The sequence below is a fragment of the Streptomyces sp. NPDC017246 genome, assembly GCF_044331325.1.
Classification (GTDB): Bacteria; Actinomycetota; Actinomycetes; order Streptomycetales; family Streptomycetaceae; genus Streptomyces.
The window spans coordinates 18,458-35,730 of the sequence record NZ_JBIRMW010000012.1 but is presented as its reverse complement, the minus strand read 5'-3'; the positions used below and the strand labels follow the sequence as shown (position 1 = coordinate 35,730).

The following is a 17,273-nucleotide window of genomic DNA, read 5'->3' as shown; positions in this document are numbered from 1 at the left end:
ACCGACGACGACGGCGGCGGTCTTGGGCGTCTCCGGACCGGGGCCCGCCTCAGCCTGTGACGATCCCCGTGACGAGGTTGATGGTGGTGGCCAGGATGCTGGCGCCGAACACGTAGGACAGCAGGCAGTGACGGAGGGCGACCGAGCGGATGGTCGTGTCGGAGACGTCGGTGTCGGAGACCTGGTAGGTCATGCCGAGGTTGTAGCTGAAGTAGAGGAAGTCGCTGTAGCGGGGCGGCTCCCGGGAGTTGAAGTCGATCCCGCCGCCGGAGCTCAGGTAGTAGAGGTACGCATAGCGTGTGGCGTACATGAGGTGCAGGGCCGCCCACGCCATGAAGACGCCGCCGAGCGCCGTCGCGGCGGCGGCGTGGCCCAGGTCCGACCTGCCGGCCAGGAGGAGCACGACGATGCCGACGAGGCCGCTCACCGCCGTGGCGACGACGACCAGTTCCTCGACGACGGGCCGGAACTCCTCGCGGCGTACGTTGCGACGGGTGGTGGTGGCGTCCATCGGCCACAGGGCGATCCACCCGGTGACGACGAAGAGTGTCTCCGCCGCGGTGATCCCGGAGAGGACGCCCAGGGGCGTGTGGGTGAACGCGGCGACCACGGCACCGGCCGCCGCGCCGGCCACCGCCGAGACGGCGAGCCGGGGGACGGCGGCGAGCGGCAGCGGACTGTTCATGGCGGCCTCAGGGGTTCCCGTCGCTCCGGCTCTCAGGCTTCCAGGACGACGACGGCCTCGTCCGTGTAGGTCCGGAAGGTCAGCGTCTCCTGGAAGTACAGCTGGACACTGTCCGCGTCGTGCCCCGTGTAGCCGATCGCCAGGTCCTGGCCCAGGAGCAGTTCGAAGTCGCCGCCACGGGTGGAGAGGACGAAGCCGCCGCGGAGGGCCGGTGCCCAGATCGGGGAGCCGTCCAGCATGCGGCCGAGGTGGGCGGCGATCGGGTAGCCGTGGTCGGAGGTCTCGCTGACCGCCCGGTACTCGTCGGCGCCGAGCAGCAGGGCGTACGGTCCGTCGACCCCGGCGAGGCGCAGTTCGGTGAGGGCCCGGCTGACCGCGTCGGGGTAGTCGCGCGGCTCGACGGGCAGCCGTACGACCGGGTTCGAGGATCTGGCGCGCAGTCCGTCGACGCCCGCCGCCTCGTACCCGTCGAAGATCAGCCGGTCCTCGACGAACGCCATGTCGCGGGCCGCGTCCTTGACGGGCTGCCAGTCGGAGTCCTTCGAGCCCCGCTCGACGTCGTCGACGGCGGATCTGTCGACGGTGAACGGCACCCTCAGTTCGACGAGCGGTCGGACCTCGCGCAGGCGCGCGGTGACGCCGGGAGCGGGCGCGGCCATGTCGGTGAGGTGCCCCGTACCGACGGCGGCGAGTTCCGGGCCGCCGGGGGCGGGGACGTCGACGACGCGGCGGCCGGCGACGTTGCGCCGGAAGGTGCGGCGGGCCTCCTCCTCGATCTCGGCCCAGGCGGCGGGGCTGATGGGGGCGAGTTCGCGGTGCAGGTTGTTCGTGTCGGGGCCGTGGTGCGGTTCGTTCGGGGCGTCGGGGGTCGTCATGGGGCTCAGGCTCCTTTCAGGCCACCGATGCCCAGGGAGTCTCCCCGGCGGGCGGCGGGCGGCGGCGCGGCGGGCAGGTCGTCGAGTAGGTCGGCGCTCGGCACGAAGAAGAGGCCGCCGGTCACGGCCCGGGAGAAGTCGAGGAGGCGGTCCGTGGTGCCCGGGGGGTCCCCGAGGAACATGTTGCGGAGCATCTGTTCGGTCACGGCGGGCGTCCGCGCGTACCCGATGAAGTACGTGCCGAACTCGCCGCCGCCGATCCGGCCGAACGGCATGTTCGCGCGGAAGATCTGCCGCTGGACACCGTCCTCGTCGACGACGGTGTTCAGCGCGACGTGCGAGTCCGCCGGTTTGACGTCGTCGGACAGCTCGACGTTGGACGCCTTGCCGCGGCCGACGACGTGTTCCTGCTGCTCGACGGTGAGCGCGTCCCAGGCCGGCATGTCGTGCAGGTACTTCTGCACGACGACGTAGCTGCCGCCCCGGAACCCGGGGTCCTCGTCGCCGATGTGGACGGCGTCCGCCGCCACCGGGCCTCCCGGGTTCTCGCTGCCGTCGACGAAGCCGAGGAGGTCGCGCTCGTCGAAGTACGCGAAGCCGTGGACCTCGTCGACGACGGTCACGGCGGTGCCGAGCCCGTCGACGATCAGCCGGGACAGTTCGAAGCAGAGGTCCATGCGCTGGGCGCGTACGTGGAAGAGGAGGTCACCGGGGGTGGCCGGGGCGCGGTGGTGCGGGCCCCGCAGCGCGGGGAAGGGGTGGAGCTCGCGGGGGCGCTGCCCGCCGACGAGCCGGTCCCAGGCCTCGGAGCCGATTCCCGTGACGCAGGTGAGTCCGGCGTCGGGAATCCGGAAGGACACCGAGCGGATCAGGCCCGACAGGTCCTGGAGTGCCTCCCGCACCACGGTCTCACCGCCGGGGTCGACGGTGACCACCAGGAACACGCCGGCCCGCGAGGGCGGGGCGACGACGGGTTGCACGACGGCCATGGGACTCCCACCGGTAGGCAATGAGCATCACAGAGCAAGAAGACCGGCAAACGAAAGAAAGTGCGGAAATGGGAGAAATCGAAGAAATGGACAGCGTCAGCGTAGGCGCGCATGATCCGGTACGCAGCCCGTGCGGCCTTCCGGAAGCCGCCCCTCGGGGCCGAGTGGCACCCGTTCCGCGGCGGGCATAGCCTGCCGAAGGGGTGGCGTTTCCTCCAGCCATGCCCCATTGATCCGCAGGGTGAAAGGGTGACCCCGCCTTGAGCACCGACCAGGAAGCGCAGGGCGCGCAGGACGCGCAGGAGCCCCCGGAGCCCCGAGTGGGTCCCACCCCGCAGGGCGATCCGGAGTTCCACCCCTATCACCACCCCGCCGCCGGCTGGGGCGCCGCCAGGAGCGTGACCGGCTTCCTCGTCCGCGAGGGGGCACTGGTGGACGGCCCGCGCGCGATCATGCGGATGAACCACGAGAACACCGGCTTCGACTGTCCCGGATGCGCGTGGCCCGACGACACCAAGGGCCTGCACCTGGACATCTGCGAGAACGGGATCAAGCACGTCACGTGGGAGATGACCCGCAAGCGGGTCGACCGCGACTTCTTCGCCGCGCACTCGGTGTCCGAGCTCGCCGAGTGGAGCGACTACGACCTCGAGAACGAGGGCCGGCTGACCGAGCCGATGGTCTACGACCCCGAGTCGGACCACTACGTACCGATCACCTGGAAGGACGCGTTCGAGGTGGTCGGCCGTGCCCTGCGCGGCCTCGACGATCCGAACCGGGCGTCGTTCTACACCTCGGGACGGCTCGGCAACGAGGCCACCTTCCTCTACCAGTTGATGGCCCGCGAGCTGGGCACCAACAACCTGCCCGACTGCTCCAACATGTGCCACGAGGCCAGCGGCCGGGCCCTCCAGGCCTCCCTGGGCACGGGCAAGGGCACCGTCGACCTCAAGGACTGGGAGACCGCCGACGCGCTGTTCATCCTCGGGGTGAACGCCGCCTCCAACGCGCCGCGGATGCTCACCGCGCTCGCCGAGGCCCACCACCGCGGGGCACAGATCGTGCACGTCAACCCGCTCGTCGAAGCGGCCGCCACCCGCACCATCGTCCCGCACGACTTCACGGACATGGCGCTCTTCAAGACGACGAAGACCAGCACCCTGAACCTCCAGCCGCGCATCGGCGGCGACATGGCGCTGCTGCGGGGCATGGCCAAGGCGATCCTGGAGCAGTCCGCGACCGACCCCAAGGCACTCGACCGGGAGTTCGTCGACCGGCACACCTCCGGCTTCGACGAGTACCGCGCGCGGTGCGAGAGCACGCCGTGGGAGGAGATCGAGAGGCAGTCGGGGCTGAGCCGCGCCGACGTCCTCAAGGCCGCGCAGGTGTACGGCGAGGCCGACCGCTCCATCGTCAGCTGGTGTCTCGGCCTCACGCAGCACGAGCACGGCGTCGACACCGTCCGCGAGATCGTCAACCTGCTGCTGCTCCGCGGCAACCTGGGCCGCGAGGGAGCGGGCCCCTCCCCCGTCCGCGGACACAGCAACGTCCAGGGCAACCGCACCTGCGGCATCGACCACCGCCCCGGCGACGCCTTCCTCGACCGGCTCGCCGAGGTCTGCGAGTTCGAGCCGCCCCGCGAGCACGGCATGGACACCGTCCGCACCATCGAGGCGATGGGGCGCGGCGAGATCAAGGTGTTCATCGGCATGGGCGGCAACTTCGCCCTCGCCGCACCCGACACCCCGCTCACCTACGCGGCGCTGCGCACCTGCGACCTCACCGTCCAGGTGAGCACCAAGCTGAACCGCAGTCACATCGTGCACGGGGCGCAGGCCCTGATCCTGCCGTGTCTCGGCCGGACCGAGAAGGACCATCAGCGCAAGGGCGTCCAGAGCACCTCCGTCGAGGACTCGATGAGCATGGTCCATCTGTCCGTCGGCATGAAGCGCCCGGCGTCCCCGCACCTGCTGTCCGAACCGGCGATCGTCGCCGGCATGGCGCGGGCCGCGCTGCCCGACAGCGCCACGCCGTGGGAGTGGTACATCGAGGACTACGACCGTATCCGGGACACCATGGCCAAGGCCCTCGACGGCTTCGAGGACTTCAACCGGCGGGTCCGGCTGCCCCTCGGCTTCCGCATCAAGCAGCCGGCCCGCGAACTGGTCTTCCTCACCCCGTCCGGACGCGCCGAGTTCTCCAGTCCCCCGCTGCCCGACGTCGTGCCCGAGCCGGGCACCCTGGCCCTGGGCACGATGCGGTCCCACGACCAGTGGAACACCACCATCTACTCCGACAACGACCGCTACCGCGGGATCAAGAACCTGCGCACGCTCGTCTTCATGAACCGGGCCGACATGCGCGAACGCGGGATCGAGGACATGGGTCCGGTCGACATCACGAGCACCGCGAAGGACGGCAGCGAGCGGCACCTGAACGGCTACCTCGCGGTGCCGTACGACATCCCCCGGGGCTGCGCCGCCGGCTACATGCCGGAGATGAACGTGCTCTGCGCGCTCGCCGACCACAGCACCCAGAGCGACCAGCCGATCATGAAGCACGTGAAGGTGAGGATCGTCCCGGCCGCCTGACTCCGGGCGTCACGGGCGGCACCCGAGTCACGGGTGTCACTGATGTCGTCCGCGCCGCGAGCGTCACCGGCGAACTTCGCGATCCACGTCGAAGGGAGTCGTCGTCCGCCTCGAACGCGCGTCATGACACAGTCGTACGAGGCCGCCCGCAGAGGCACGACCACCATCACACCGTCGGAGCGGCGCTCCGGGGAGAGGAGCGAACCATGGGACGAGTGACCGTACGGCGGCGCGTGCTGCGCGTGCGGGAGGGTGATGCCTCCTACCGTCCGGACACCCTGGCCGCCGAGGAACCGATGGAGATCCGGGTCGGCGGGCGCCCGCTGACGGTGACCATGCGCACCCCGGGCGACGACTTCGACCTCGCGGTCGGCTTCCTGGTGAGCGAGGGCGTGGTGCACTCCGCCGAGGACGTGGCCGGCATCCGCTACTGCGCGGGCGCCACCGCCGACGGCGGCAACACGTACAACGTGGTCGACGTCGGCCTCGCCCCCGGGGTGGCCGCCCCCGACGCCTCCCTGGAGCGGAACTTCTACACGACCTCCTCGTGCGGTCTGTGCGGGAAGGCGAGCCTGGACGCGGTGCGCACCACGGCCGCCTGGACGGTCGCCGAGGACCCGCTGCGGATCGGGACGGACGTCCTGGCAGCCCTCCCGGACCGGCTGCGGGCGGCCCAGCGGGTGTTCGACAGCACCGGTGGACTGCACGCCGCGGGGCTCTTCTCGGCGGAGGGCGAACTGGTGTGCCTGCGGGAGGACGTGGGCCGGCACAACGCCGTGGACAAGGTCGTCGGGCACGCCCTGCGGTCGGGGCTGCTTCCGCTGCGCGAGTCGGTCCTGATGGTGAGCGGCCGGGCCTCGTTCGAGCTGGTGCAGAAGGCGGTGATGGCGGGAATCCCGCTGCTCGCGGCCGTCTCCGCGCCGTCCTCGCTGGCGGTGGACCTCGCCGCGGAGAGCGGCCTGACCCTGGTCGGCTTCCTGCGCGGCGCGTCGATGAACGTGTACACCGGCGACGACCGGCTGCGCCCGCTGCCGGTGGCCTGAGGAGCGCCGGGCGGGAGCCGTCGGGGCGATGGCCCGCGCTCAGTCGGCTTGCCGCTCATCGGTCACTCCTTGCCGTCGGGGGTGGCGGTCGCCGCGCCGGCCCCCGGGGTCCTCGCGGCGCCGTCGCCCTTGCGGATCGTGCAGTGCAGGGAGTCGTCGATCACGTCGGCGACGATGGTGTCCCCGGGGTCGGCCTCTCCGCCGAGCAGCAGGGAGGCGACGCGGTTGTCGAGTTCCGTCTGGATCGTGCGGCGCAGCGGGCGGGCGCCGAACTCCGGCTGGTAGCCGTGGGCCACGAGGAGCTTCGTGGCCGCCTCGGTGACGTCGAGGGTCAGTCCCTGCGCGTGCACACGGCGCTTGGACCGGTCCAGGAGGTGCTCGACGATCTCCGACAGGTCCTTCTCGGTGAGGCTGTGGAAGACGATGATGTCGTCGATGCGGTTGAGGAACTCGGGCAGGAAGCGGCCGCGCAGGTCCCCCATCAGCTCTTCCTTGAGCTCGGCCGCGTCACCCTCGTGGGCGAGGATGCGATGGGCGCCGATGTTGGACGTCATGATGACGACGCAGTTCCGGAAGTCGACCGTGCGGCCCTGTCCGTCGGTGAGGCGCCCGTCGTCGAGGATCTGGAGCAGGGTGTTGAAGACGTCCGGGTGTGCCTTCTCCACCTCGTCGAAGAGGACCACGCTGTACGGGTTGCGGCGGACCTTCTCCGTGAGCTGACCGGCCTCCTCGTACCCGACGTAGCCGGGCGGCGCTCCGACGAGCCGGGCGACGGTGTGCTTCTCCTGGAACTCGCTCATGTCGAACCGGATCATGCGGTCCTCGTCGCCGAACAGCAGCTCGGCAAGGGTCTTGGCGAGTTCGGTCTTGCCGACACCCGTGGGTCCCAGGAAGAGGAACGAGCCGACGGGGCGGTTCGGGTCCCCCATACCGGCGCGGCTGCGCCGTACGGCCTCGGAGACCGCGGTGACCGCCTCGTCCTGGCCGACGATCCTGGCGTGCATCTCCTCTTCCAGCTTGAGGAGCCTCTCCTTCTCACTGGCGGTGAGCTGGGAGACCGGGATGCCGGTGCGGCGCGAGACGATGTCGGCGATGTCCGCGGCGGTGACCGAGACGACGCCCTCCCTGCGCTCCTCGACGCCCGCGATCTCGCCCTGCACCTCGGCGATCTGCCGCTTCAGGTCCGAGGCCTTCTCGAACTGCTCCGCGGCGACGGCCTGGTCCTTCTCTCGGCGCAGCTTGGCGAGGCGGTCCTCACGGCCGACGACCTCGGTGGAGCGGCCGGCGCTGCGCAGCCGTACGCGCGCGCCCGCCTGGTCCATCAGGTCGATGGCCTTGTCGGGCAGGAAGCGGTCGCCGATGTACCGGTCGGAGAGTTCGGCCGCCGCCGCGAGGGCGCCGTCGGCGAACCGGACCTGGTGGTGGGCCTCGTACGCGTCCCGCAGCCCTTCCAGGATCTGTACGGTCTCCTCGACCGTGGGCTCCGGGATGAGGACGGGCTGGAAGCGGCGTTCCAGGGCGGCGTCCTTCTCGATGTGCTTGCGGTACTCGTCGATCGTGGTCGCTCCGACGACATGGAGCTCGCCGCGGGCGAGGGCGGGCTTGAGCATGTTGCCCGCGTCCATCGAACCCTCGCCGGTCGCGCCCGCTCCGACGACCGTGTGGAGCTCGTCGATGAAGAGGATGATGTCTCCGCCGGCCTCCTGGACGTCCTCGATGACCTTCTTGAGGCGCTCCTCGAACTGTCCGCGGTACTGCGCGCCGGCCACCAGGCCGGACAGGTCGAGGGAGACGACCCGCTTGTCCTTCAGGGTGTCGGGCACCTCTCCCGCGACGATGCGCTGGGCGAGGCCCTCGACGATGGCGGTCTTGCCGACGCCGGGCTCGCCGATGAGCACGGGGTTGTTCTTGGAGCGCCGCGAGAGGATCTCGATGGTCTGCTCGATCTCCTCGGCCCGGCCGACCACCGGGTCGAGCCTTCCCGCCTTCGCCTCGTCCGTCAGGTCCCTGCCGAACTCGTCCAGGGTCGTGGCCGGCTGCTTCGGCTGCTTGCCGGCGGCCGGGGATCCGCCGTCGGGGCCCGCGGTCCGGTCCGTGAGGCCCCGCAGCTTCTTCACGTCGGTGCCGTCGGCGCCGAGGAGCCGGGTGGCTCCCGAGTCGGCGTCGGCGAGGAGCGCCGCGAGGATGTGCTCGGGGCCGATGTACGACACACCCGCCTTCTGCGAGTGGCCGTAGGCGGCGGCCAGGGTGCGCTTCGCCGCCGGGGTGAGTCCGGGCTCCGACGAGGGCTCGCCGGACTCCCGCGGCAGCACCTCGTCGAGCTGGGCCGCGAGCGCCTCGGGGTCCACCCCGACCTGTGAGAGCAGTCTGCGCGAGGGGTCGACCCGGGTCGCCGCCCACAGGAGGTGCTCCGTGTCGAGGTCGGAGGTGCCGTCCTCGACGGCCTTGCGGGTGGCCAGGCCGAGGAGCTCGTGCGAGGACTCGGTCAGGAGGCGCCCGATCGGTACGCGCTGGACGGCCGGGGGCGAGGACGCGGGTGACATTCCGAAGAAGCGGTTCAACATGTCGCTGAAGGGATCGGACGAACCGAAGGATGAACCGAACGCCATCGACATGTCAGCTCCAAAGACGCATGGGGGTCGTTCCCACTCAAACGTGACGTCCGGGGCTCCGCAACCGGAGTGGGGGTCCGGGGTTTTCGCCCCTCGCTTGGCATCGGAGCCGGTCCTCGGGGACCGGTGGGCCGACACGCCCGCCCTCCCGTACGGGCCGCAATCCGCGCCACGACGGCGCGCGCGTCGACGATGACACCATGACGTCCGCGATCCCCCCGAACACCCCCGGCCCGCAGGTCCGCGCCGGGGCCCTCGTCCGGAACCCCAAGCTGTGGCTCGTACCGACCGTCCTGAGCGCACTCGTCGCCGTGGGCCTCTCGCTCCTCTACATGGGCAGCATCCTCAATCCGAACGACAACCTCCACAGGCTGCCCGTCGCCCTGGTCGACGAGGACCGGGGCGACCCGCTGCCCGGACAGCGGGAGAACCTGGGGAAGCAGATCACCGACGCGATCGTCTCCGCCGGTGCGTCGAAGACCGATGTCGACTGGCAGCGGCTCGACCGCGCGGAGGCCCAGGACGCGCTGGCGTCCGGCAAGGTCTTCGGCGCCCTCGTCGTCCCGGTGGACTTCACCGCCTCCGTCGCGGCCCTCACCACGAACCGGGCGACGGTACGGCCGACGCTCACCGTGCTCACCAATCCCGGCGTCGGCAGTCTGGGATCCTCGCTGACGGCGCAGATCAACCAGGGCGCGGCCCATCAGGCCTCCCTGACCATCGGCAAGCAGCTCGCGGCCTCCACCGAGGTCCCGACGACCCGTCTGTTCCTGACGGACCCGGTGGCCGTCACCACCCGCGTCGGCCATCCGATCGGCCGGCACAGCGGCCTGGGTCTGACGGCCTTCTACTACACCCTGCTGCTGGTGCTCGGCGGCTTCATCGGCGGCAACCTCGTCAACGCCGGAGTCGACACCGCGCTCGGCTATGCCGACAGCGAGATCGGCCCCTGGCACTCCCGGCACCCGACGGTGCCCATCAGCCGCACCCAGACGCTCGTCCTGAAGATGCTGATGACGGCGGGCATCTCGCTCCTCACCACCACCCTCGTCATGGTGGCCACGATCGCGGTCCTGGGGATGGACGCCTCGCACCTGCCGATGCTGTGGCTCTTCTCCTACTGCGCGACGGTCGCCGTCGGTCTGGGCGTCCAGGCCATCAACGCCGCGTTCGGCGGGATCGGCCAGCTCGTGTCCATGTTCGTCTTCATCGCGCTCGCCCTCCCCTCCTCCGGTGCGACCGTCCCGCTGGAGGCCACCCCCGGCTTCTATCGCTTCCTGGGCGTCTTCGAGCCGATGCACCAGCTCAGCGCGGGGGTGCGGTCCATCCTGTACTTCGACGCCCGCGCGGACGCCGGCCTGGCCCGCGGCTGGATCATGATCGCGGTCGGCATGACACTCGCCCTGGCGTTCGGCTTCGCCATGACCCACTACTACGACCGCAGGGGGCTGCGCCGCCTCACTCCACAGCCCGCCTGAGGTACGTGGTCCCCCGGGTCCGCCGGGGCTACCGCCAGTCGTCCCAGGGCGGCGGCTCTTCCGTCCCGTCCATGTCGTAGGGCGGCTCTTCGTCGACGTACGGAACGTCGGGCTCGGGAGCGGAGGGCACGGAGTCCCTCGCGGGGACGACGGCCGCGGCGGGAGTGACGCGGGCGGCGGGCGGCGGCACGGCGGCGGCGGACGCGACGACCGGACCGGCACTGGCACCGGCACTGGCACTGGCACTGGCACTGGCACTGGCACTGGCGGAAGCGTCGGCGGGGGCGCCGCACTCGGCGAGGGCTTCGAGGACACCCTCGGCGTACTTGGTGAGCTTGGCCTCGCCGACGCCGCCGATGGTGCCGAGCTCCTCGGCCGTCGCCGGAAGGCGCGTCGCGATCTCCCTCAGTGTGGCGTCGTGGAAGACCACGTAGGCCGGTACGCCCTGCTCACGGGCCGTCGCGGCCCGCCAGGCGCGGAGGGCCTCGAAGACCGGCACGGCGGCCTGCGGCAGGTCGACCGGGACCCGGGCGCCCTTCCCGGAGCGCCCGCCGGACTCCTTGCGGGAGGAGGCGGCCGGCGCCTTCTCCTTCCGCATCGTGACGGTGCGGCGCCCACCGAGCACCTCACCGCTCTCCTCGGTGAGCACGAGCGTGCCGTAGTCGCCCTCCACGGCGAGGAGCCCGAGACCGAGGAGCTGACGCACGACCCCGCGCCACTCCGCGGTGCCCAGGTCCGACCCGACGCCGAAGACCGTGAGTCCGTCGTGGTCGAACTGGATGACCTTGGCGGTCTTCTTGCCCTGCAGGATGTCGATGATCTGGCCGGCGCCGAACTTCTGGCGGCGCTCCTTGGCCAGCCGCCACACGGTGGACAGCAGCTTCTGCGCCGCGACCGTGCCGTCCCAGGACTCGGCGGGCGTCAGACAGGTGTCGCAGTTGCCGCACGGCTTGCCCGACTGACCGAAGTACGCGAGGAGGCGGACACGGCGGCAGTCGACCGTCTCGCAGAGCGCGAGCATGGCGTCGAGGTGCATGCCGAGGGCGCGCCGGTGCTGCTCGTCGCCCTCGGAGCCCTCGATCATCTTGCGCTGCTGGACCACGTCCTGGAGGCCGTACGCCAGCCAGGCCGTGGCCGGTTCGCCGTCACGGCCGGCGCGGCCGGTCTCCTGGTAGTAGCCCTCGACCGACTTCGGCAGGTCGAGGTGGGCGACGAAGCGCACGTCCGGCTTGTCGATGCCCATGCCGAAGGCGATCGTCGCCACCACGACGACCCCGTCCTCCCGCAGGAAGCGGGACTGGTTCGCCGCGCGCGTACGGGCGTCCATGCCCGCGTGGTACGGGACGGCGTCGATGCCGTTCTCCACGAGGAGGGCCGCGGTCTTCTCCACCGAGGCGCGGGAGAGGCAGTAGACGACTCCGGCGTCCCCGTCGTGCTCGGTGCGGATCAGGTCGAGCAGCTGCTTGTGCGGGCTGCTCTTGGGGACGATGCGGTACTGGATGTTCGGCCGGTCGAAGCCCGCGACGAAGTGCTTGGCGTCCTCCAGGCCGAGCCGTGCGGCGATCTCCCGGTGGGTCGCCTCGGTGGCCGTGGCGGTGAGCGCGATCCGCGGCACCTTGGGCCAGCGCTCGTGCAGCATGGAGAGCGCGAGGTAGTCGGGCCGGAAGTCGTGGCCCCACTGGGCGACGCAGTGCGCCTCGTCGATCGCGAAGAGCGACACCGTGCCCCGGTCGAGGAGCCGCTGGGTTCCCTCGGTCCGCAGGCGCTCGGGCGCCAGGTAGAGCAGGTCGAGCTCGTCGGCGAGGAAGGCCTGCTCGACGGCCTGGCGCTCGTACGGATCCTGGGTCGAGTTGAGGAATCCGGCCCGCACCCCGAGGGCCCTGAGCGCGTCCACCTGGTCCTGCATCAGGGCGATGAGCGGGGAGATCACGACGCCCGTGCCGTCTCTGACGAGGGCCGGGATCTGGTAGCAGAGCGACTTCCCGCCGCCGGTCGGCATCAGTACGAGGGCGTCGCCGCCCTCGACGACCTGCTCGATGATCTCCTGCTGCTCGCCTCGGAAGGAGCTGTAACCGAAGACGCGGTGGAGCACCTGCGCTGCCTCGGAGATCACGGCGGAACCGTCGGAAAGGACCATTCGCCCACCCTATCGGCCCCCACGGACACGCCGACCGGACGAAGGCGAGCCTGTGGACAACCCTTGGACGCGCTCGGGCCGGTCCGGCCGGACCGGGCTCGGGCCGGGCCCGAGGCAACGTACGGGGCGCGGCGCGCGTCCTTCTTCACAGGGACGCATCGGCCGACACGACGGCCGAGGCCGCAGGGAACAGGACACATCATGAGCGACAAGGCCCGCACTCTCTTCGACGCGCTCGACCTCGACCATGACGGCACCCTGACGCGCGTCGAGATCATCGACGCCCTCCGGGTCAAGGGCCCGACCCTCGCCGCGCAGGGCGTGATCCCCTTCTGGGGGGTGGGGAACGCCGACGACGCATCGGCCCTGTTCGACCAGGCCGATCAGAACGGGGATCGCGTTCTGTCGTTCGAGGAGTTCGCGACCCTGGTCGACCGACGCTTCGGCTGGTGACGGCGGACCGTCGCCCGAAGGGGGCCGGCGGTACGGGAGCGGTCGGCGGCACGCGGAAAAGAGGGAGAGCCGGCACCGCGCGTGGACGCGCGGTGCCGGCTCTTCCGTCCGCAGGCCTCCGGGGGACGAAGGCTTCGAGGGACCGGCCGGGATCAGGAGATCTCGGGAAGCACCCCGGTGACCGGTGCGGCCAGATCGGTCAGCTGGTGGAGCTGGTTCACCTCGTTCACACGGTTGAGCCCGCCGAGCTGACCCGCGATCCCGGGGAACTGCGCGCGGGACTCCTCGGGGAGTCCGGTCGTGGCGAGGGAGTCGAGCTCGCTGATCGGGCTGATCGGCGGACCGAGCGGGCTGGTGGTGGCGACGGCCTGCGCCGCGGTCGCCCCGAGGCACGAGAAGGCGGCGGCGACGGCGAGGACTGAGGAGATGCGTCGTGTAGAGGTCACACCCTCACAACGGCCCTCCTCGCCGACGGACACGGCCCCGCTCCGCCCGCACCGCCCGAAAGCACCACTGTCCGAAAGCACCACCGACGGAATCCGGCGTGGGAACCCGGCGCAAGGGCCCGGCACGGGAACCCGGCGCGGGGACCCCGCGCAGGGACCCGGCCGGGGCACCGGCGGGCGATTCGGGTGGCAGGGGAGGTCCCCGGCCACGTCCCGGCGTGGCGTCGCGGGTGAGCGGCGGCGCATCGGTGATGCTCCCTCCCTCGGGGAAGGAGCATCCGGGGATGCGCAAGCTGCTGGCCGACGCCGCCCACACGCTGATCCCGCCGCGGGGCGACAGGCACGGGCCGCTGCCGCCGCTCATGCTGGCGCTGACGGTGGTGACGGGTCTGGTGGACGCGGTGAGCTACCTGGGGCTCGGGCAGGTCTTCGTGGCCAACATGACCGGCAACGTGGTGCTCCTCGGTTTCGCCCTGGGGGGTGCCGCGGGCCTGTCCGCGCCCGCCACCGCCGTGTCGACGGCGGCGTTCCTCGTCGGCGCGGCGGCCGGCGGCCGCTTCGGCACCCGCTTCGCCGGGCATCGCGGGCGTCTGCTCGCCTCGGCCATGACCGTGCAGGCGGCGCTCCTCACGGCCTCGCTCGTCACCGCCGTCGTGGCGGACGGCCGGGTGGCCGCCCCGGGCCGGTACACCCTGATCGTGCTGCTCGGGCTCGCCATGGGGCTGCAGAACGCGGTCGCCCGGCGTCTCGGTGTCCCCGATCTGACCACGACCGTGCTGACCCAGACGCTGACGGGCCTCGCCTCGGACCCCGCCCCGGACGGCGGGGCCGGCCTCCGGCGCGGTCGGCGGATCCTGTCGGTGCTGGCGATCCTCCTCGGCGCCCTCGCGGGTGCCCTGCTCCTCCGGGTCGGCCTGCCGCTCGTCCTGGGGGTGGCGCTCGCGCTGCTCGTGGTGGCCGTCGTGGCCACGCGGCGCCTGTCGGCCACCGACGCGGCCTGGGTCAGGCCCTGACGTCCCGTACGGGATGCCGGCTCAGGATCGAGACGCGGTTGAAGGCGTTGATGGCGATCGCCACCCAGATCACCGCGGAGATCTCGTCGTCGTTCAGGACCTCTCGGGCCGTGTCGTAGGCCCGCTCCTGCGCGAGGGAGTCCGCCGGGTCGGTGGTGGCCTCCGCCAGGGCGAGGGCCGCCCGCTCCCGCGGGGTGAAGAGTTCGGTCTCCCGCCAGGCGGGGAGAACGCCGAGGCGCCGGGTCGTCTCCCCGGCCCGGAGCGCCGCCCTGGTGTGCACGTCGAGGCAGTAGGCGCAGCCGTTGATCTGCGACACGCGGAGGTTGACCAGTTCCACCAGGACGCGGTCGAGGCCCGCGTCGGCGGCGGTCGCGCGGACGGCGTCGGCCGTCCCGACCAGCGCCTGGTAGGCGGCGGGGCTCTGCTTGTCGAGGTAGACCCGTCGACCGTCCCGGACCGCTGTCACGTCGCTCACCCTGCACTCCTTCGACCGGCCCGTGCGCATCACGGGCTTCCGAGGCTATGATCATCCATAATTGTTGAAAACAAAACTACAATCTCGGAGTACGAGAGGGGTCGGGCATGGACGACACGGAGGTCCAGGTCCTCGGCGCCCGGGACGTCCCACTGGGCGGCCCGCGCGCCATGACCGTACGGCGCACCCTGCCCCAGCGGTCCCGGACGCTGATCGGAGCATGGTGCTTCGCCGACCACTACGGTCCCGACGAGGTCGCCGAGTCCGGCGGGATGGACGTCGCCCCGCATCCCCACACCGGGCTGCAGACCGTGAGCTGGCTGTTCAGCGGGGAGATCGAGCACCGCGACAGCCTCGGCAGCCACGCCTTCGTACGCCCCGGGGAACTCAACCTCATGACCGGCGGCCACGGCATCAGCCACACCGAGGTCTCCACCCCCGGCACCACGGTCCTCCACGGGGTGCAGCTGTGGGTGGCGCTGCCCGGCGAACACCGGCACGCCGACCGCGACTTCCAGCACCACGCCCCGAAGCCGGTACGGTTCGAGGACGCGGAACTCCGGGTCTTCCTCGGCTCGCTGGCCGGTGAGACCTCCCCCGTCCCCACCTTCACGCCCCTCCTCGGCGCCGAGATCCTCCTCGAACCCGGCGCCACGGTCACCCTCCCCGTCGACCCCGCCTTCGAGCACGGCCTGCTCGTCGACGAGGGAACCGTCCGCCTCGCCGGCGCCTCCCTGCGCCCGGCCGAACTCGGGTACGTCCCCACGGGACACGACACGCTGACCCTGGCGAACGAGTCCGGCCACCGCGCACGGACGGTCCTCCTCGGCGGCACGCCCTTCGACGAGGAGATCGTCATGTGGTGGAACTTCATCGGCCGCGACCACGCGGACATCGTCGAGGCCAGGGAGGCGTGGGAGCGAGCCTCCGAGCGCTTCGGGCACGTCGACGGCTACCCCGGCGCCCGTCTCCCCGCCCCGGCCCTGCCGAACGCCGCCCTCACCCCCCGCGGCAACCCGCCCCGCGCCTGACCCCTCCGCGCACCCGAACCCCGATCACCACCGATCCGAAAGGCAGCCACGGCAGATCATGAGCGAGCAGGAAACCGAGCAGGAGAACACGGCCCCCGTCGTCCGCCGCGTCGACGCCCGCCACCGCTACGAGATCCTCGTCGACGACCGGCGCGCCGGGCTCACGGCGTACCGCGACCGGGACGACCGGCGCGTCTTCTTCCACACCGAGATCGACGACGCCTACGCGGGCCGGGGCCTCGCCTCGACCCTCGTCGAGCAGGCGCTGACCGATGTACGTGCCTCCGGGATGAGGATCGTGCCGGTCTGCCCGTACGTGGCGAAGTTCCTGAAGAAGCACGAGGAGTTCGCCGACATCACCGACCCGGTGACCCCGGAGGTCCTCCAGTGGCTGGACGGGCAGCTGGGCCGCTGAGCCCGGCGGGCCGGGCGCCCGGGGGTGCTCCTCGCCCCGGGCGCCCGGCCGTCCGTCCTCCCCGCCGCCCGGTCCCCCGGGCCCGCCGGTCGCCCGCTCAGCCGGCGGTCGGCGCGAGGACCACGAAGTCGGCGTTCGAAGGGTCGAGACAGACGGCGAGCCGTCCGACGCCCTCCGCGTCGTCCGGCCCCATCTGGAGGGTGCCGCCGCTCGCGGTGACCCTGGCGACCGCGGCGTCGCAGTCGTCGACGGCGAAGACCGGGTGCCAGTACGGCCGTCCGTGCGCGAGGGCGAGGTCCGCCTCGGACACCTGCATGAGGCCGCCGTGCATGCGCTCCTGGGGGAGTCCCGCGGGGGTGATGAGCGTGTACGTACCCCCGCCGCCGGGCAGCTCCATGTCGCCGAACTGCCAGCCGAAGACAGCGCCGTAGAACTCCTTCGCGGCCGCGGCGTCGGTCGCGTACAGCTCGGTCCAGGACAGTGAGCCCGGCTCGTCGGCCAGATCGACGCCCTTGTTCGACCCCGGCTGCCACACGGCGAACTGCCCGCCCAGCGGGTCGCTGTACTGGGCCATCCGGCCCCACTCGTCGAGGTCCGTCGGGGCGACCCGGACCGTGCCGCCCGCCTGCTCGACCGCCCGGGTCGTGGCGTCCGCGTCGGCGACGCTGTAGTAGATCATCCAGGCCGAGCGCGCCCCCTTCTCGGTGAGCCTGCCGAGCCCGGCGACGGTCTTTCCGTCCTTCCGGAACATCCCGCCCTCCATGTCCTCCGACTCCCCCATGGACTCGTACTCCCAGCCGAACACGCCGCCGTAGAAGGCCGCGGCGGCCTTGACGTCGGGGGCCCCGAGGTCGAGCCAGCAGGGGGAGCCGGGTACGAAGTCGGTGGTGATCATGCTGATGCCCTTTCGCAGACGCGGTAGGCCCTCAGGCTCGCACCGGACCCTGCCCCCCGCCCGTCGACGGCTCGCACCACTACTCGCCGGTCATGAACCCCGACGACCTGCGCAAGGGCCTGTCCGCACTCACCC

Annotated in this window: 15 protein-coding genes; 7 read left to right on the top strand and 8 right to left on the bottom strand. The window is 71.6% G+C overall.

Annotation, left to right across the window (positions count from 1 at the left end):
• Positions 1 to 49: 49 nt before the first annotated feature.
• Genes ACH4MY_RS25970 through ACH4MY_RS25960 form a run of 3 tightly spaced genes read right to left on the bottom strand, consistent with a single transcriptional unit; the run spans position 50 to position 2,549 of the window.
• A complete protein-coding gene (locus tag ACH4MY_RS25970; protein WP_398006121.1) occupies positions 50 to 685 on the bottom strand; it encodes a DUF1345 domain-containing protein in 636 nt (211 codons plus the stop codon).
• A 32-nt stretch (positions 686 to 717) separates the two neighbouring features.
• Positions 718 to 1,560 (bottom strand): family 1 encapsulin nanocompartment shell protein, encoded by an 843-nt coding sequence (locus tag ACH4MY_RS25965; protein WP_398006120.1) that lies wholly within the window; start codon positions 1,558 to 1,560, stop codon positions 718 to 720.
• A 5-nt stretch (positions 1,561 to 1,565) separates the two neighbouring features.
• Positions 1,566 to 2,549 (bottom strand): Dyp-type peroxidase, encoded by a 984-nt coding sequence (locus ACH4MY_RS25960; protein WP_398006119.1) that lies wholly within the window; start codon positions 2,547 to 2,549, stop codon positions 1,566 to 1,568.
• A 260-nt stretch (positions 2,550 to 2,809) separates the two neighbouring features.
• On the opposite strand from ACH4MY_RS25960, the gene ACH4MY_RS25955 reads away from it, so the two are divergent.
• Both ACH4MY_RS25955 and fdhD read left to right on the top strand, forming a co-directional pair.
• Entirely contained in the window at positions 2,810 to 5,140 is a 2,331-nt protein-coding gene (locus ACH4MY_RS25955) for an FdhF/YdeP family oxidoreductase (RefSeq protein ID WP_398006118.1), read from the top strand.
• 206 nt (positions 5,141 to 5,346) lie between these two features.
• Positions 5,347 to 6,183: a formate dehydrogenase accessory sulfurtransferase FdhD gene (gene fdhD, locus ACH4MY_RS25950; protein ID WP_398006117.1), complete on the top strand. Its 837-nt coding sequence runs from the start codon at positions 5,347 to 5,349 to the stop codon at positions 6,181 to 6,183.
• Positions 6,184 to 6,245: 62 nt separating this feature from the next.
• Here fdhD and ACH4MY_RS25945 read toward each other — a convergent pair whose 3' ends face one another.
• A complete protein-coding gene (locus tag ACH4MY_RS25945) occupies positions 6,246 to 8,798 on the bottom strand; it encodes an ATP-dependent Clp protease ATP-binding subunit (RefSeq protein WP_398006116.1) in 2,553 nt (850 codons plus the stop codon).
• A gap of 197 nt (positions 8,799 to 8,995) precedes the next feature.
• Here ACH4MY_RS25945 and ACH4MY_RS25940 point away from each other — a divergent pair, with 197 nt between their 5' ends.
• Positions 8,996 to 10,273 (top strand): YhgE/Pip domain-containing protein, encoded by a 1,278-nt coding sequence (locus tag ACH4MY_RS25940; RefSeq protein WP_398006115.1) that lies wholly within the window; start codon positions 8,996 to 8,998, stop codon positions 10,271 to 10,273.
• A 28-nt stretch (positions 10,274 to 10,301) separates the two neighbouring features.
• On the opposite strand, the gene recQ is transcribed toward ACH4MY_RS25940, so the two are convergent.
• On the bottom strand, positions 10,302 to 12,410 hold the full coding sequence (recQ, locus tag ACH4MY_RS25935; RefSeq protein WP_398006114.1) for a DNA helicase RecQ: 2,109 nt from the start codon (positions 12,408 to 12,410) through the stop codon (positions 10,302 to 10,304).
• A 201-nt stretch (positions 12,411 to 12,611) separates the two neighbouring features.
• Here recQ and ACH4MY_RS25930 point away from each other — a divergent pair, with 201 nt between their 5' ends.
• Entirely contained in the window at positions 12,612 to 12,863 is a 252-nt protein-coding gene (locus ACH4MY_RS25930; protein ID WP_398006113.1) for an EF-hand domain-containing protein, read from the top strand.
• 152 nt (positions 12,864 to 13,015) lie between these two features.
• On the opposite strand, the gene ACH4MY_RS25925 is transcribed toward ACH4MY_RS25930, so the two are convergent.
• Positions 13,016 to 13,309, bottom strand: a complete 294-nt coding sequence (locus ACH4MY_RS25925) for a hypothetical protein (RefSeq protein ID WP_398006112.1) — start codon at positions 13,307 to 13,309, stop codon at positions 13,016 to 13,018.
• A 284-nt stretch (positions 13,310 to 13,593) separates the two neighbouring features.
• On the opposite strand from ACH4MY_RS25925, the gene ACH4MY_RS25920 reads away from it, so the two are divergent.
• Complete coding sequence (locus ACH4MY_RS25920; RefSeq protein WP_398006111.1) at positions 13,594 to 14,322, top strand: YoaK family protein; 729 nt, start codon at positions 13,594 to 13,596, stop codon at positions 14,320 to 14,322.
• On the opposite strand, the gene ACH4MY_RS25915 is transcribed toward ACH4MY_RS25920, so the two are convergent.
• Positions 14,312 to 14,827 (bottom strand): carboxymuconolactone decarboxylase family protein, encoded by a 516-nt coding sequence (locus tag ACH4MY_RS25915; protein ID WP_398006305.1) that lies wholly within the window; start codon positions 14,825 to 14,827, stop codon positions 14,312 to 14,314. The two genes, ACH4MY_RS25920 and ACH4MY_RS25915, sit on opposite strands and share 11 nt — an antisense overlap.
• A gap of 77 nt (positions 14,828 to 14,904) precedes the next feature.
• On the opposite strand from ACH4MY_RS25915, the gene ACH4MY_RS25910 reads away from it, so the two are divergent.
• A complete protein-coding gene (locus ACH4MY_RS25910; RefSeq protein ID WP_398006110.1) occupies positions 14,905 to 15,828 on the top strand; it encodes a pirin family protein in 924 nt (307 codons plus the stop codon).
• Between the two features lie 58 nt (positions 15,829 to 15,886).
• On the top strand, positions 15,887 to 16,243 hold the full coding sequence (locus ACH4MY_RS25905; RefSeq protein ID WP_398006109.1) for a GNAT family N-acetyltransferase: 357 nt from the start codon (positions 15,887 to 15,889) through the stop codon (positions 16,241 to 16,243).
• Between the two features lie 97 nt (positions 16,244 to 16,340).
• Here ACH4MY_RS25905 and ACH4MY_RS25900 read toward each other — a convergent pair whose 3' ends face one another.
• A complete protein-coding gene (locus tag ACH4MY_RS25900; RefSeq protein WP_398006108.1) occupies positions 16,341 to 17,138 on the bottom strand; it encodes a VOC family protein in 798 nt (265 codons plus the stop codon).
• Between the last annotated feature and the right edge of the window lie 135 nt (positions 17,139 to 17,273).

Bases quoted from the DNA above. Each gene is read 5' to 3' on its own strand.
- ACH4MY_RS25970 (WP_398006121.1), bottom strand. From the start codon at position 685: ATGAACAGTCCGCTGCCGCTCGCCGCCGTCCCCCGGCTCGCCGTCTCG.
- ACH4MY_RS25965 (WP_398006120.1), bottom strand. From the start codon at position 1,560: ATGACGACCCCCGACGCCCCGAACGAACCGCACCACGGCCCCGACACG.
- ACH4MY_RS25960 (WP_398006119.1), bottom strand. From the start codon at position 2,549: ATGGCCGTCGTGCAACCCGTCGTCGCCCCGCCCTCGCGGGCCGGCGTG.
- fdhD (WP_398006117.1), top strand. From the start codon at position 5,347: ATGGGACGAGTGACCGTACGGCGGCGCGTGCTGCGCGTGCGGGAGGGT.
- ACH4MY_RS25945 (WP_398006116.1), bottom strand. From the start codon at position 8,798: ATGTCGATGGCGTTCGGTTCATCCTTCGGTTCGTCCGATCCCTTCAGC.
- ACH4MY_RS25940 (WP_398006115.1), top strand. From the start codon at position 8,996: ATGACGTCCGCGATCCCCCCGAACACCCCCGGCCCGCAGGTCCGCGCC.
- recQ (WP_398006114.1), bottom strand. From the start codon at position 12,410: ATGGTCCTTTCCGACGGTTCCGCCGTGATCTCCGAGGCAGCGCAGGTG.
- ACH4MY_RS25930 (WP_398006113.1), top strand. From the start codon at position 12,612: ATGAGCGACAAGGCCCGCACTCTCTTCGACGCGCTCGACCTCGACCAT.
- ACH4MY_RS25920 (WP_398006111.1), top strand. From the start codon at position 13,594: ATGCGCAAGCTGCTGGCCGACGCCGCCCACACGCTGATCCCGCCGCGG.
- ACH4MY_RS25915 (WP_398006305.1), bottom strand. From the start codon at position 14,827: ATGCGCACGGGCCGGTCGAAGGAGTGCAGGGTGAGCGACGTGACAGCG.
- ACH4MY_RS25910 (WP_398006110.1), top strand. From the start codon at position 14,905: ATGGACGACACGGAGGTCCAGGTCCTCGGCGCCCGGGACGTCCCACTG.
- ACH4MY_RS25905 (WP_398006109.1), top strand. From the start codon at position 15,887: ATGAGCGAGCAGGAAACCGAGCAGGAGAACACGGCCCCCGTCGTCCGC.
- ACH4MY_RS25900 (WP_398006108.1), bottom strand. From the start codon at position 17,138: ATGATCACCACCGACTTCGTACCCGGCTCCCCCTGCTGGCTCGACCTC.